Source organism: Falsiruegeria litorea R37, from assembly GCF_900172225.1.
In the GTDB taxonomy this organism is placed as follows: Bacteria; Pseudomonadota; Alphaproteobacteria; order Rhodobacterales; family Rhodobacteraceae; genus Falsiruegeria; species Falsiruegeria litorea.
Genome location: NZ_FWFO01000003.1, coordinates 237,090 through 251,676 on the forward strand (window position 1 = coordinate 237,090; position 14,587 = coordinate 251,676).

At 59.3% G+C, this 14,587-nt stretch carries 12 protein-coding genes; 7 read left to right on the forward strand and 5 right to left on the reverse strand.

The window, feature by feature from the left end:
- The first annotated feature begins 74 nt into the window (after positions 1–74).
- From fghA to TRL7639_RS17515, 6 genes are all read left to right on the forward strand, one after another.
- Positions 75–908 carry an S-formylglutathione hydrolase gene (fghA, locus tag TRL7639_RS17490; RefSeq protein ID WP_085797156.1) on the forward strand — a complete coding sequence of 278 codons (834 nt, stop codon included), beginning with the start codon at positions 75–77 and terminating at the stop codon, positions 906–908.
- A 3-nt stretch (positions 909–911) separates the two neighbouring features.
- Positions 912–2,369 (forward strand): Si-specific NAD(P)(+) transhydrogenase, encoded by a 1,458-nt coding sequence (gene sthA, locus TRL7639_RS17495; RefSeq protein ID WP_085797157.1) that lies wholly within the window; start codon positions 912–914, stop codon positions 2,367–2,369.
- On the forward strand, positions 2,366–2,818 hold the full coding sequence (locus TRL7639_RS17500) for a YaiI/YqxD family protein (protein WP_085797158.1): 453 nt from the start codon (positions 2,366–2,368) through the stop codon (positions 2,816–2,818). Before sthA ends, TRL7639_RS17500 begins: the two co-directional genes overlap by 4 nt.
- Positions 2,819–3,025: 207 nt before the next feature.
- Complete coding sequence (locus TRL7639_RS17505) at positions 3,026–3,646, forward strand: HAD family hydrolase (RefSeq protein WP_085797159.1); 621 nt, start codon at positions 3,026–3,028, stop codon at positions 3,644–3,646.
- A complete protein-coding gene (locus tag TRL7639_RS17510) occupies positions 3,643–4,557 on the forward strand; it encodes an ornithine cyclodeaminase family protein (protein ID WP_085797160.1) in 915 nt (304 codons plus the stop codon). Before TRL7639_RS17505 ends, TRL7639_RS17510 begins: the two co-directional genes overlap by 4 nt.
- Positions 4,554–5,483, forward strand: a complete 930-nt coding sequence (locus TRL7639_RS17515) for an alpha/beta fold hydrolase (RefSeq protein WP_306456284.1) — start codon at positions 4,554–4,556, stop codon at positions 5,481–5,483. Before TRL7639_RS17510 ends, TRL7639_RS17515 begins: the two co-directional genes overlap by 4 nt.
- Before the next feature lie 219 nt (positions 5,484–5,702).
- Here the strand turns inward: TRL7639_RS17515 and TRL7639_RS17520 are convergent, their stop codons facing one another.
- On the reverse strand, positions 5,703–6,944 hold the full coding sequence (locus TRL7639_RS17520; protein ID WP_085797161.1) for an MFS transporter: 1,242 nt from the start codon (positions 6,942–6,944) through the stop codon (positions 5,703–5,705).
- 148 nt (positions 6,945–7,092) lie between these two features.
- On the opposite strand from TRL7639_RS17520, the gene zapE reads away from it, so the two are divergent.
- Positions 7,093–8,151 (forward strand): cell division protein ZapE, encoded by a 1,059-nt coding sequence (zapE, locus tag TRL7639_RS17525; RefSeq protein WP_085797162.1) that lies wholly within the window; start codon positions 7,093–7,095, stop codon positions 8,149–8,151.
- Between the two features lie 79 nt (positions 8,152–8,230).
- Here zapE and TRL7639_RS17530 read toward each other — a convergent pair whose 3' ends face one another.
- The 4 genes from TRL7639_RS17530 to TRL7639_RS17545 are packed head-to-tail and all read right to left on the reverse strand — an operon-like array spanning position 8,231 to position 14,501.
- A complete protein-coding gene (locus tag TRL7639_RS17530) occupies positions 8,231–9,505 on the reverse strand; it encodes a bifunctional folylpolyglutamate synthase/dihydrofolate synthase (protein WP_085797163.1) in 1,275 nt (424 codons plus the stop codon).
- Positions 9,502–10,443, reverse strand: a complete 942-nt coding sequence (gene accD / locus TRL7639_RS17535) for an acetyl-CoA carboxylase, carboxyltransferase subunit beta (RefSeq protein WP_085797164.1) — start codon at positions 10,441–10,443, stop codon at positions 9,502–9,504. Before accD ends, TRL7639_RS17530 begins: the two co-directional genes overlap by 4 nt.
- Positions 10,444–10,501: 58 nt before the next feature.
- A complete protein-coding gene (locus tag TRL7639_RS17540) occupies positions 10,502–11,389 on the reverse strand; it encodes a CPBP family intramembrane glutamic endopeptidase (protein ID WP_085797165.1) in 888 nt (295 codons plus the stop codon).
- Positions 11,382–14,501 carry an ABC transporter transmembrane domain-containing protein gene (locus tag TRL7639_RS17545; RefSeq protein ID WP_085797166.1) on the reverse strand — a complete coding sequence of 1,040 codons (3,120 nt, stop codon included), beginning with the start codon at positions 14,499–14,501 and terminating at the stop codon, positions 11,382–11,384. The genes TRL7639_RS17540 and TRL7639_RS17545 overlap by 8 nt, the downstream gene beginning before the upstream one ends.
- Between the last annotated feature and the right edge of the window lie 86 nt (positions 14,502–14,587).

Here is a 14,587-nt window from a genome sequence, read left to right on the forward strand (position 1 = left end):
ACGTATCGCCCACTGGACGCAAACGCCCGCGCCCGTTAGCGATGGGACAACCGATAATGCAAAGGACCGCAGCCATGGAAACCCTATCCGAAAACACCTGCTTTGGTGGCACGCAGGGCGTGTACAGTCACGCCTCGGACGCGTGCAAATGTGACATGACCTTTGGCCTGTTCTTGCCCGCCGAGGCAAAAGACGGCCCGGTTCCGGTGCTGTGGTATCTGTCGGGTCTGACCTGCACTCATGAAAACGCCATGACCAAAGCAGGCGCGCAAGCCTGGGCCGCCGAGCATGGCATCGCGCTGGTCTTCCCCGACACGTCACCGCGCGGCGAAGGTGTGGCGGATCACGACGACTATGACCTGGGTCAGGGCGCGGGCTTTTACGTCAACGCCACGCAAAAGCCGTGGGCGCCGCATTTCAACATGTGGGACTACATCGCCGAAGAGCTGCCTGCATTGATTACTGAAAACTTTCCCATCGACGCGGACCGCCAAGCAATCACCGGCCATTCCATGGGCGGCCATGGTGCTCTGACGCTGGCGATGAACCTGCCGGGTCGCTTCCGCTCGGTGTCGGCCTTTGCGCCGATCTCGAACCCCACAGGCGCCGACTGGGGCCGCAAGCAGCTGTCGGCTTATCTGGGCGATGACGAAGAGCTGTGGGCCAAGCACGACGCCTCGCTGATGATGGCTGAAACAGGTTTTGACGGACCGATCCTGATCGACACCGGCACCAGTGACCAGTTCATCGACCTGCTGCGTCCCGAGGCCCTTTCGACCGCCATCGCCGCGCGCCGCCAGCAGGCCACCATGCGCCTGCAGCCCGGCTATGATCACAGCTATTTCTTTGTCTCGACCTTCATGGAGGATCACGTGATCTTCCACGCCGAAGCACTCTACGGGGCCTGATCCGTGGCTGAGTTCGACTATGATCTGATCATCATCGGGTCCGGCCCCTCAGGCCGGGCCGCCGCGATCCAGGCGGGCAAGCTGAAACGTCGGGTGCTGGTGATCGACCGCAAGGACCGGTTGGGCGGCGTCTCCGTCCACACCGGCACGATCCCGTCCAAGACCCTGCGAGAGACAGTGTTGAACCTGTCGGGCTGGCGCGAGCGCAGCTTTTATGGCCGCTCGTACCGGGTCAAGGATGAGATTCACGCCGAAGACCTGAAAGCGCGCCTGCACATGACCCTCGATCACGAGGTCGACGTGCTGGAACACCAGTTCAACCGCAACCACGTCGACACGCTGAACGGGCGTGCCAAGTTTGTTGGCCCGAGCGAGGTCGAAGTGGCCACCGAAGCGGGTGAAACCACACGCCTGACCGCGGCCAAGTTTCTGATCGCGACGGGCACCAAGACGTACCGCCCGGACTATGTGCCGTTCAACGGCAAAACCGTGGTTGATGGCGATCATTTCCTTGAAATGGAAGAAATCCCCCGCTCTCTGGTGGTGATCGGTGCGGGTGTGATCGGGGTGGAATATGCCACCATGTTCTCGGCGCTTGACGTGCGCGTGACCCTGATCGAACCGCGTGACAGCTTCCTGGACTTCATCGACCGGACATTGATCCACGAATTCACCCATCAGATCCGGGAGAACGGTGTCGATCTGCGCCTTGGATCGCCGGTTGAAAAAATCGAAGACGCGGGAACCCATGTCGAGGTCAGCCTTGAAAACGGGCGACACGTGCGCGGTGAAATGCTGCTCTTCGCAGCCGGTCGCATGGGGGCCACGGATGCACTCAATCTGGACGCCATCGGGTTGGAAACAGACCATCGCGGCCGCATCGAAGTGGATCGCAAGACCTATCAGACATCCGTGCCACACATCTATGCCACCGGCGATGTGATCGGGCACCCCTCGCTGGCCTCGACCTCGCTGCAGCAGGGGCGCGTAGCGGCCTGTCATGCCCTGGAAACGCCGACCCTACCGGAAAGCCCCTGGTATCCGTATGGCATCTATTCGGTGCCCGAGATGTCCACCTGCGGCATGTCCGAAGAAGAGCTGAAAGAGCGTGGCATTCCCTATGAGGTCGGCGTGGGCCGCTTCCGCGAAACGTCGCGTGGGCACATAATGGGCCTGGAGCACGGGATGCTGAAAATGCTGCTCAGTCTCAAGACACGGCGCGTTCTGGGGGTTCAGATCGTGGGCGAAGGCGCGACCGAGCTGATCCACATCGGACAAGCGGTGATGAATCTGAAGGGGACAGTGGACTATTTTGTCCAGAACACCTTCAACTATCCGACTTTGGCCGAGGCCTATAAGGTCGCAGGTCTAGACGCGTTCAACCGGATGCCGATCCCCGAGGAATTCAAGGTCAAGCGCTCTACAAAGGCGAAATCGGCTGACAAGAAGGCGGAGACGTGACCGCGCTTTACATCGATGGTGACGCGTGTCCGGTTAAGGCCGAGGCGGAGAAAGTCGCGACCCGACATCGGGTGCAGATGTATGTTGTATCCAACGGCGGGCTGCGGCCATCGCAGAACCCGCTGGTCGAGACGGTAATCGTGGCCGAGGGCGCGGATGTGGCCGACATGTGGATCGCTGAACGCTGTGGACCCGGTGATGTCGTTGTTACGGGGGACATTCCGCTGGCGGCCAAATGCATCGAGGCTGGCGCACGGGTGCTGCGCCACAATGGCGAAGCCTTCACGCAAGCCAACATCGGTCAACAATTGGCGATGCGCGATCTGATGGCCGATCTGCGCGCTGCCAACCCCTTGGGCGCGGGCGGTAGTGGCAAGGGGTTCACCAAAGCCGACCGCTCTCGGTTTTTGGACTCGTTGGAGCGCGAATTGCGAGCGGCGCGCCGATAAAGGGAAAGGCTCCCGCCCGTCAGAGCAGCATCACAGATGCTACTCTTTCCGTTGGGCCTGGCAGCGCGTCGGGGCAAGCCCCGACGCGCTGCGGGCGCGCTCATTCGCAATCGTGGCTTGATCATTGGCCAGTGTCTTGCTTCTCTCGTGATCGAGAGGTTGGGTGCCAGATGTATCCGGCAGACAGATTGAGCAGGACTTTGAAACTTGGCGATAAACGCAGTGATTTTCGACATCGGCAACGTGCTGATCGAGTGGCAACCCGAGCGATATTATGACCAGATCATCGGTGAGGAGCGCCGACGCGCCATGTTCGCAGAGGTTGATCTGCATGGGATGAATGATCTGGTCGATCAGGGACATCATTTTACCGACACCATCTATGACTGGGCTGAAAAGTATCCCGAATGGCGCGATGAGATCCGCATGTGGCATGACAAGTGGATCGAGCTAGCCTCGCCCGAGATCCCACAATCGGTGCGCCTGCAGAAGGCGCTGCGCAAACGGTCCATTCCGGTTTATGCATTGACCAACTTTGGCGTACAGAACTTTGACTATGCCACCACCGTCTATCCCTTTCTGAACGAGTTTGATCGTCTCTACGTGTCGGGCCGGATGCAGATGGTAAAACCGCATGCACCGATCTATGAGGCGGTCGAGCGGGATTGCGGGCTGGATCCCGCAACGCTCTTGTTTGCAGACGACCGGATCGACAATATCAACGCAGCGCAGGCCCGAGGCTGGCAGACCCACCTGTTCGACGGCCCCCAAGGCTGGGCCGAACGATTGGTGGCCGAGGGTCTGTTGACGGAAAGCGAGGCGGTATGAGCACCATCACCCATATCCCCTTTGCCGAAGGCGAAGCGAACCTGGATTGGATCGAACTGACGCAAGCGCTGGCCGATGGGCACAACCTGCCCAAAGCGGAAATCGGCGACACATTTCTTTATCGCGATCCCGACACGCTGCTGTCACGCGCGGCCTGGATCGACGGGCTGGGCATGGCAGTAAAGACGGCCACCGTTTTCCCGCGCAATCCGCAATCTGGCAACCCGATGATCAATGGGGCCGTGAACCTGTTTGATGATGGCGACGGCACCCTTTCGGCATTGATCGACTTTCACCTGGTGACCAAGTGGAAAACAGCCGGTGACAGCCTGCTGGGCGCTTTGAAGCTGGCCAACCCCGACAGCCGCGAGGTTTTGATTGTCGGAGCCGGGACGGTCGGGCTCTCACTATGTGAGGCCTTTGGCCGTGGATATCCCAACGCCAAGATACGCCTCTGGAACCGGACTCGATCCAAGGCCGAAGAGCTGGCAAAATCCCTGGACGGCGTCGAAGTCGCAGATGACCTGGCTCAGGCGGTGAACAACGCCGACATCATCGTCAGCGCCACCATGTCGACCGAACCGGTGATCAGGGGCGAATGGCTGCGCGCGGGCCAGCACCTGAACCTGATCGGTGCCTATCGGCCCGACATGCGCGAGGCCGACAACGAAGCCCTTCGCCGCGCGCGGATCTTTGTCGACAGTTTCGACACCACGGTCGATCACATCGGAGAAATCAAGATTCCCCTGGCCGAGGGCACGATCACCCACGACGATCTGATCGCGGATTATTACGATCTTAATGCTTTCTCGAGCAGCCTAGATGAGATTACCCTGTTCAAGAATGGTGGCGGCGCCCATCTGGATTTGATGACAAGCCGCTATATCCTGGAGAAGTGGCATAAGCGTTGATTGTTTTTCTGGTTGTCCTTGTTTCGCTGATCATTGTCGTGCCCTTTGCGATCGAGGCGCGGCGAAAGGTCATGGGCGCGGAATGCAGACAAAACGCACCGGGCGCGTTCGTCGAACTGTCTAGGGGCATCACCCACTATCAGTGGCACGGTCCCGTGCGTGGCCCGATTGCTGTCTGCGTTCATGGGCTGACGACACCCTCATTTGTCTGGCAGGGGCTGGCGGCCGGGCTGTCTGCCATGGGGTATCGGGTGCTGACCTATGACCTTTACGGTCGGGGCTATTCGGACCGGCCTGATGGCGCGCAAACCGACGCATTTTTCGTGCAGCAGCTCGAAGAGCTTTTGAACACCCAAGAAGTAACCGAGGATTTCACCCTGATCGGCTATTCCATGGGGGGCGCGATTTCGACCTGCTTTGCGGCCAAACACCCCGACATGGTCAGGCTTTTGGTTCTGTTGGCTCCTGCAGGGATGTCCATGGCCACGGGACGCCTGGCGCAGATCATTCGCCGCACGCCCCTGGTGGGAGATTGGCTGATGATGGCGTTCTTCCCGGCACGACATCAAAAAGAAGTGGAGGCCGAGCGAGACATGCCAAGTTCGGTTCCGGACATCACCGACCTGCAGTTGCGCGAGTTGGAATATCAAGGCTTCGCATCCGCTGTCTTGTCCAGCCTCAGGGGCGTTCTTGGACGAGAGCTCAAGGACGAACACCGGGCCATTCACCAAGCGGGCGTGCCTGTTTTGGCGATCTGGGGGCGCAATGATGCGGTGATCCCGCTGTCGGCTATGGGCAAACTGACGGAATGGAGTCGCTCGACCCGCCAAGAGGTGATTGCGGATGCGGGCCACGGCTTGACCTATACTCACACAGATGAAGTTCTGGAAATTCTTGGCGAGCGCTTGAACGAAGGGTTGAACTGAGCCGGGGGGCCTGCCTGTCTTGACCACTTTCCTACTGTCCCAAAATTCCTGCGCGGCCTATCGGCCTTGCGTCCTGCGGACGGCAGGGGCCAGGCTCATGCGGGCAAAGCCCGCCTGAGCCTGGCCCAACGGGAGGAGATGTCCCGCAAGGGGCATTGACGACGGGCGGGAGCACCCCCGAAAAATGGAAGCGCTCACCCTTTGCATTGTAACTGGCCTTTAGGCCTGCGCCGCCATGACAGGACGGTTTTCGCGAATGGGCAAGTGGACGATCGCACTGAACGCGCCAATTGCGACGCCAATCCACCAGACCATCGTGTAGTCGCCATAGAGATCATACATCCGGCCGCCCAGCCACACGCCAAGGAAACCGCCCAACTGGTGGCTCAGGAACACAAACCCGTACAGTGTCCCCATATAGCGCACCCCGTAAAGATGCGCGACCAAACCGGATGTCAGCGGCACGGTTGCCAGCCACAAGGAGCCCATCGTGATCGAGAATATGACCACTGACAGCGGCGTAATCGGCAACAGGATGAACAGCGCACCGATCACAGTACGTCCCGTATAGATGCCCGCCAGCAGGTATTTGCGCGGGAAATGGTTCCCGGCCCACCCCGCCATCAGAGTCCCGCCGATGTTTGCCAGCCCCACCAGAGAGATCGCAAGCGCCCCCAGACCCGAGGTCGTGGTTACGCCCATCCCGTGCAGGATGCTACCCGGTTCGATCGGCCCGCACATCTCGGTCACGAAAGCCGGGAAATGCGCCGTTATGAAAGACAGCTGATATCCGCAACTGAAGAAGCCCAGGAAAATCAGCGTATATGATGGATCCTTGAACGCCTTGGTCAGGATCTGACCCATGCTCTCTTGCAGGTCTTGTTTGCTGACAGGCTCAGGCGAGCGCATCAGAGGCAAGAGCAGAATGATCGACAGGATCACAAAGGCGAAGACGATAAAGACCTGCTGCCAGGTCAGAAAGCCCAGCATCCATTCCGCCGTGGGTGCCCCGATCACCTGCCCAATGCTGCCCGCAGCGGTCACAACCGCCAGCGACATCGAGCGGTTTTCCTCCGACGAGGCGCGCCCCACCACGGCCAGGATAACGCCAAACCCGGTGCCCGCGATGCCAAAGCCAACCAGCCATTCATAAATCTGATGCTCCAGCGGTGTCACCGACCAAGCGGACAGGACCAAACCGGCGGCGTACATAATCGCCCCCAAGATGATCGCCTTTCGGTCCCCGATCTTTTCGGCAATGGCTCCGAAAATCGGCTGCCCGATGCCCCAGGCCAGGTTCTGGATTGCAATGGCCAGCGAGAAGTCAGTCCGAAGCCAGCCGAATTCTTCGGCAATCGGGATTTGGAACACGCCAAAGGACCCACGGATCGCAAAGCTGACGATGATGATGGCGCAGCTGACGAGCAGCACAGGGGTGAACAGACTGGGCGCGCGGGTCATCTGGACCTCCGTTTGACTTAACAAGGCAAATTAGCCGGATCGCCTGTCCAGTCAATTCAGGAGATTTGAGCACACAGTTAACCAATTTTGATGTGTTGGCAGCAGCAGGCTTCTTTCAAACCTCGGATCGGCGCGCTATGGGTGCAAAATGACTGTTGTTTCTTCGCTCTATGCCGCGCGTGTCGCTGATGGGACCCTGAACGCGGACCCCGCACAAGAGGCTGTTCTGCCCGAGTTCGAGCGCATCCGCACCGCTGTCATGACGCCGGTCAAACGCGGGTTCTTTCGCAAGGCCCCGCCGCCGCCCAAGGGGCTGTACCTGTGGGGCGGCGTCGGTCGCGGCAAGTCGATGCTGATGGATATGTTCGTTGATACGCTGGGGGATGTCCCCTCGCGCCGCGTGCATTTCCACGCCTTCATGCAGGAAATCCACGCGGGCATGCATGAAGCACGCCAAAACGGGATCGAAGATGCCCTGAAACCGGTGGTGGGTGAGGTCGTCAAATCTGTGCGGGTGCTGGCCTTTGACGAGATGCAGATCACCGACATCACCGATGCCATGATCGTGGGCCGCCTGTTCGAGGCGCTGTTTGATGCGGGCGTTGTGGTCATCACAACGTCGAACCGCATCCCCGATGATCTGTACAAGAACGGGCTGAACCGCCAACTTTTCCTGCCCTTCATCCAATTGATCAAAGAAAAAATGGTCACCTGGGAAATGGTGAGCCCCACCGACTATCGCCAGAACCGGCTGGAGGGATCGCAGGTCTATTTCTCGCCCATTGGTCCCGAAGCGCGGGCCGAGATGAACGCGATCTGGACCGATCTAACGGGCGGTGCAGCAGAGCCACTGATCCTGCGGGTCAAGGGGCGCGACGTGACATTGCCTGCGTTCCGTAATGGGATAGCCCGGGCGTCGTTTTACGATCTGTGTGGCAAGATGCTGGGTCCGGGGGATTATCTGGCCGTGGCCGAGGCGGTCAAGGTGCTGATGCTGGATGATATCCCAACCTTGTCGCGCAACAACTTCAACGAAGCCAAGCGCTTCGTCACCTTGATCGATGCGCTTTACGAGGCGCAAGTACGGTTGATTTGTTCCGCCGCTGCCCAGCCCGAAATGCTGTATCTGGAAGGTGAAGGTACGTTTGAATTTGAACGCACCGCCTCGCGCCTGCGTGAGATGCAGGACAAGGATTGGGGGCAGTAAGGGGGCTCTGCCCCCGTCGCTTTGCGACTCCCCCGGGATGTTTTTGGCAAGAAGAAGAGAGCCGGCCCTGTGTGCAGGGTCAGCCGTTGTCGCGCAGGATGTTCCCAGCCAGGTAGAGCGAACCACAGATCAGGACACGTGCATGCGGATCTTGGGCGGTGATCGCTTGGAGCGCATCCAGCACCGTTTCCGCCGTGCTGGCCGGAAAATCGACCGACTTCGCCGCGGCAGCTGTGTCTTCGGCCGAGAGCGTGTTGGCTTCACCTGGGATTGAAACGGCGGTGAGCGTGTCAGCCTGAGCCGCCAGTGGGCGTAGATAGCCGGTCACGTCCTTGGTGTTCAGCATCCCACAGATCAGATGGGTCGGGCGTTTGGGCAACCCTTGCAGCAGATCGCCAATCGCTTGACCAGCGGCGGCGTTGTGGCCGCCATCCAGCCACAGCTCAGCCTCGGGTGCGGCATCAACCAGCGGGCCGGTTTTCAGGCGCTGCATGCGGGCGGGCCATTCGGCGTCCGTAACGGCGGCCTCATAGGCGGCATCGCCCAGGTTCAGGTGGCGCAAGGCGGCCAGGGCAGCGCCTGCGTTTTGGATCTGGTGTGCGCCCAGCAGGTTGGGCAGTGGCAGATCACGCAGCCCGGTTTCATCCTGATAGATCAACCGGTCGTTTTCACGGTGCACATGCCAGTGTTGACCATAGGCAATCAGCGGCGCGCCAAGACGGGTGGCGGTGTCTTCGATCACCTCCATCGCCTCGTCAGGCTGCGGGCCGACAATGACGGGCACGCCACGTTTGATGATCCCGGCCTTTTCCGCGGCGATCTTGGCCAGGGTGTTACCCAGAAACTGCTCGTGGTCGATGGACACCGGTGTGATCAGGGTCAGCGCCGGTTTGTCGATCACGTTGGTGGCGTCCAGACGTCCGCCCAGGCCGACCTCAAGCAATGTGTAATCGGCTTGTGCGCGGGCAAAGGCCAGCAGTGCCGCGACGGTGGTGATCTCGAAATAGGTGATGTCGATGCCGTTGTTGGCAACGTAGCATTCATCCAGCACCTGCGTCAGGTGCTCTTCAGTAATCAGCTCTCCGGCCAAGCGGATACGCTCGTGAAACCGTGCCAGATGCGGCGAGGTATAGGCATGCGCGGTCAGACCTGCCCCTTCAAGGCCTGCGCGGATCATGGCCTGGGTCGAGCCCTTGCCGTTGGTGCCCGCGATATGGATCACCGGGGGCAGTTTGGTCTGTGGGTTGTCCAGCGCCTCCAGCAAACGCCAGACGCGGTCCAAGGTCAGGTCAATGATCTTGGGGTGCAGCGCCATCATCCGGTCCAGGATGACGTCCGACGTGGGGGCGGTCATTCCTTGGCTGCCTCGTCCGCTGGGGCCTCTGCCTCGGCTTCCTCCACAACCTCGGGCTCGGGCGCGGGCAGGTCGCCTTTGACGGCGGGGGGCTGGTTCATCAGCATACGGGTGATCGTGATCAGCTCTTCGCGCATTTCGGTGCGTTTGGTCACGCGGTCCAGCATGCCGTGATCCAGCAGATATTCAGCGCGCTGGAACCCTTCGGGCAGTTTTTCACGAATTGTTTGCTCGATCACACGAGGACCGGCAAAGCAGATCAACGCGTTGGGTTCCGAGATATGAACGTCCCCCAGCATCGCATAAGACGCGGTCACGCCGCCGGTGGTGGGGTGGGTCAGGACAACGATATAGGGAAGTCCCGCCTCTTTCAGCATCTGCACTGCAACGGTGGTGCGTGGCATCTGCATCAGGCTCAGGATACCCTCTTGCATCCGCGCGCCGCCAGCGGCGGAAAACAGGATCAGCGGGCGCTTGAGCTCAACCGCTTTTTCGGCGGCAGCGATGATGGCGTTGCCCACATACATGCCCATCGAACCGCCCATGAACGAGAAGTCTTGCGCCGCTGCCACAATCGGGGTGCGGCCGATTTCGCCCAGGGCGACCAGCATCGCCTCTTTCTCGCCCGTGGATTTCTGCGCCGACTTCATTCGGTCGGGATATTTCTTTTGATCACGGAACTGCAAAGGATCGGTGGTGGGTTCGGGCACATCGACTTCGGTAAAAATACCGCCGTCAAACAGGCCTTTGAACCGCGCACGCGGGGTGATCGCCATGTGGTGATCACATTCGGTGCAAACGTTCAGGTTGTCGGCCAGTTCGCGATGGAACAGCATCGACCCGCATTCATCGCATTTGTGCCAGAGGTTCTCGGGCACTTCGCGGCGCGAAAAGATAGAGTTGATCCGGGGCCGGACGTAGTTGGTGATCCAGTTCATATCGGAACCTTCTGATGCTGCACTGTGCCCAGATAAGACGCCGCGTCAGGAAATGCAATCAGCGGCGCAACGCAAGACGTGCCGCAAGCCAGGCCACAAGCATCATCGCAAAGTCTGCCATGAGCCAGGATCGCAAGTGATCGGTGTCTGACATCTCATATGGAACCAGATACAGCGAAAGACCATTCAGACTGTCGGGGAGCGAGATGAACAAGAGCGCAATCATGTTATTGAAGAGATGCAGCGCAATTGCAGGTCCCAATGTCCCAGAGCGCGCTGTCAGGTCAGCCATGAGAAGACCAAATACACCGGACCAGACTGCAATAAGAACCGCATTCTCTCCGGCCTCACTGGGCACGTAATGACCAAGAGCAAAAAGGGCAGAGGGCAGAACCATCCAAATCAGCGGGCTGCGAAATCGGGCCGCCAACGATTGCTGAATGTAGCCACGAAACAGGATTTCCTCGGCGCTGACTTGAACCAGAACAGCCAACACAGACAGGGGGAGCAGCACCAGCCAGGTCGCAAGCGACAGGTTGCTTTCCAGTGGGGCGCCCATGTCGTACGGGGGCAGGATCAGCACCACGATCCACAGGATCAGCAGAATGCGCAGGACGCTCCAGAATTGCACCAGCGTCTGCTGCGTCGGGCCGATGATGCTGCTCAGGCTGCGGCGTTGCAGTTGTTTCGCTGCCAGTGCGACGGCCAGGGTCACGAACCCAAAGCTACCCAGCAAGATATACATCGCCGCGGGCGAACCGCCTGTCAGAACACTTTGGGCCCAGGCATCGGATCCAGTCCCTGCCATCGCGCCAAGCAGAAGCGTGTTCAAGGCAAACACAAACAGACCAATTGACAGCAGGCCAACCAGCAACTTCCACAACTGCGAATGCGCGCGGCCGGGGCCGACGAGTTGTTCATGTGGTGCATAGGCGCGTTCAAGCATCGTCTTGCCTGTTGATCAGATCCATGGGCACCGGCGTCCCGTCTGGGTTGGTGAAATCTGCAAGGTTGATATTTTGCGCCCGCATAAAGGCCGCGGCCTCAACCAGATGATCGGCAACAGTTTCCAAAAGGCTCACTGCGACTGTGGCATCGCTTTCGATCACGGCACGGAATTCCTCGGCCCCTATGCGCAAGAACGCGCTATCCTCTTTCGCGATCAGATCAAAGGGGCGCGGCTCGCGTGTGATGATCGACAAATCCCCGATCAGGCGCCCCGGCTCGACAACCGAAATCGCACGACCGTCGTTGTCCTGTCCCACCGGCCAGCGCAGCTCGGCTTTGCCGGATAGGCACAGATAGGCGGCATCCGGCGCTTGGCCTTCCGAGAAAACAACCTGGTCGGCGGCCACATCGTACCACTGCGCCGAAAACGCCAACAAACGTTGATTGCGGGCGTCAAGCTTGGCGAACAATTCGGTCGACGCAATGATGTTCAATTTACGGCTTAGATCGGCGGCACCGCCCTGATCCAGTTCACCAACCGAGCGGGACACGCCGTCGATGCGCCCGTCCTCGATTTCGATGAACAAGTCATATGCCTCGGGATGAGCGAAGTTGTCCTCCATAAAGATCATGATCGACTTGGGCAGCAGCTCTCGCAACTTTTGCCGCGTACGTAGTCGGCTTTGACTGTCATGGCTGGCCAGCGCCTGATCCAACACCAAAACATCAGGCCGTTTGATCCCAGCCCTGGAAAAGGCTGCACGTTCCTGAAACACGGTCGGCAGGTTGGTCCCGCCCAGTCCAGCAGGCAGATCGTAGATGATCGTGGCAATACGACGTCGCAGCCCTGCTTCGACCAAAATCTCGGCCACCAGATCCTCGATCTCATCCGCCTTGGCGCCGGCCATCAATGACACCCGACCAAAGAGCGCATTTTCCACCACTGTCAGACGCGGCACATAAGCGTCCTCGGACACGGGCACAAAATCCCCGCCCACCAAATCACGCAGGACGGCAGACTTGCTCTGCCGGATCGCCAGAATGCGGTCCTTGTATTCTTGCGGAAAGCTGGGCCCAATCTGTTCCGCAGTCAGCAGGAACGGCACGGTGACAACCAAAGCACGGTCTTCGTCACTTAGCATCTCTTCGCCTTTGGCGTCGATCCGATCAGCGATTTCGAGCAGCTTCAGATATGTCTCTTCATCCAACCCCAAACGCAGAAACAGCGGGTGGTTCATACCGTCGCGGCCAAAGGTTTGTCGCAACATGTCGATAACGCCAAGCGAGATAGCCTGCGCATCATCCGCCAATCCCTGATCCCGCAGCATCACCATGAACCGACCATCCTTGGCCAGCTTCTCTTGGGTGATCTCGCGTGCGGGCGCAGCATACAGCAGGTTGCCGCCCAAGGGCACAGCAGGGTTGAACTTGTCAGGCGAAAACCGGAACACTGCATCGTCCAGCCCTCGTTCTTTCAGCCGCTCGGAAACTTTGCCACGGATCGCCACGATTTCACCAGCCAGCGCCGAATGCAATGTGGGATCAAACCGCGAGCGCAGGGTGCGGCGGAACATGAATTCGTCGATGCCCATGGCTTCGACCAGCTTGAACCACCAATCCCGGATCTGATCACCGTCGGTCAGCCCGGCAAGGCCAGGATCAAGCCAATCCTCGTCCAGCGAATCTGGGCTGTTGCCCGCGCGCACCGCCTCGATCTGCTTCTTTGTGGGTCGGCGCAAAACATCAGGGGCATAGTGGGGATGTGTGCGCAGGGGCATCAGCAGGTTGTCTCCCAACGTGCCGTCAAAAAGATAGGGACGCGAATGAGCATAGCCGATGCGGGCTGCGATCACCGCTTGGTGCAAATCCTCGATATTGTGGCCCGACAGCAAAACCTCGCCCCGCGCAGGTAGGATTTCGCGCGTCAACAGCTGCGCCATGGCGGTGCGTTCGCTGGCTTTGGTTGATTGAATCGCCACCCTTGCGCCGGGTGGGATGGTCAGGTTCAGGTCCTCAAGAACGGTGTTCCCGTCGTTGTCCAGCACCGTGACGTTCTTCAGCTCAATATCACCCGCCAAACGCGGAATTTCGTTGGGTTCACCTTCAAACAGTTCGTCCGGGATCATGTTGCGCGGTGCAAAACGCTCGGTCACGATTTCCCACCTTAGCGACATGTCCTGCACCTGATTGTAGTAGGTCAGCAGTTCCTTCCAAGGGCTCGACAGATCCTTGTACGCCCCCAGGGCGGCGACCAGAGCGCCCACCGTAATCTCACCCTTGATCGCCAGATAGCCGCCGACCGAATAGAACAGGAACGGGGTCATCTGGGTGATCAGGTTGTTGAGGAACTTCATGAAGAATTTCTTCTGATAGATCCTGAACCGGATATCGAAAAGCCGCCCCAGACGCTCGGTGAACTGCGCCAGACGATAACGCCATCCGCCGTTGGCCCGCAGATCCGAGATACCAGCAGCGCTTTCTCCGATTTCCGAGCTGAGCTTGCGCACCTCTTGGATGCGCGACTTGTTCAGCAGGTTGATCTGCCGCTGCAGCATCGGAATCAGCCAGGCCTGCAATGGGATCAACGCGACCGAAGCCAGCCCGAACCACACGCTTTGCATGAACAGGAAGGTGACGATGGTCAGCATCTGCCCCAGCTGGAATACCGGCTGCGCGATGGCATCGCCCATCAGCCCGCCCATCGGTTCGGCCTCGGACGTGATCATCGACACCAGCTCACCCTGACTGGTGGTCGCGAAATAGGGTTTGGGGAACCGCATCATCCGGCTGATCAGCTTGAATCGCAACCGCCGCAGCATGCGTTCGGACAACACGCCCTTCATGGTGTTGATCCGCATCTTCATGAAACCGCTGGCGATGACCGTGGCCAGAAAGGCGAAACACAGAACCAGCAGATACTGGATCTGGGTCAGGTCATAGCCCCACACCGATACCATGTCAGTGGTCGACCCGATGGCATCGTTGATGATCCGCTTGGGCAGCTCTAACGAGATGTAAAGAAAGGGGAACGAAACGATTGTCAAAAGCAGCAGAACAAATTGCTGTTTTTTCGAATATTTCCAAATAAATGAAAACAACGTGGGTTCCATGACCCGGCCCTCGTCTCAGATGAATTGATCCACGGCAAGGCGCGGATATTCCACTGTCACCGAGTTCTGAACGGTAAGCATTGGCC

What these genes read in the sequence shown, in the direction of transcription:
- fghA (WP_085797156.1), top strand. Translation starts at nt 75, where the DNA reads ATGGAAACCCTATCCGAAAACACCTGCTTTGGTGGCACGCAGGGCGTG.
- TRL7639_RS17510 (WP_085797160.1), top strand. Translation starts at nt 3,643, where the DNA reads ATGAGCACCATCACCCATATCCCCTTTGCCGAAGGCGAAGCGAACCTG.
- TRL7639_RS17520 (WP_085797161.1), bottom strand. Translation starts at nt 6,944, where the DNA reads ATGACCCGCGCGCCCAGTCTGTTCACCCCTGTGCTGCTCGTCAGCTGC.
- zapE (WP_085797162.1), top strand. Translation starts at nt 7,093, where the DNA reads ATGACTGTTGTTTCTTCGCTCTATGCCGCGCGTGTCGCTGATGGGACC.
- TRL7639_RS17530 (WP_085797163.1), bottom strand. Translation starts at nt 9,505, where the DNA reads ATGACCGCCCCCACGTCGGACGTCATCCTGGACCGGATGATGGCGCTG.
- accD (WP_085797164.1), bottom strand. Translation starts at nt 10,443, where the DNA reads ATGAACTGGATCACCAACTACGTCCGGCCCCGGATCAACTCTATCTTT.
- TRL7639_RS17540 (WP_085797165.1), bottom strand. Translation starts at nt 11,389, where the DNA reads ATGCTTGAACGCGCCTATGCACCACATGAACAACTCGTCGGCCCCGGC.
- TRL7639_RS17545 (WP_085797166.1), bottom strand. Translation starts at nt 14,501, where the DNA reads ATGGAACCCACGTTGTTTTCATTTATTTGGAAATATTCGAAAAAACAG.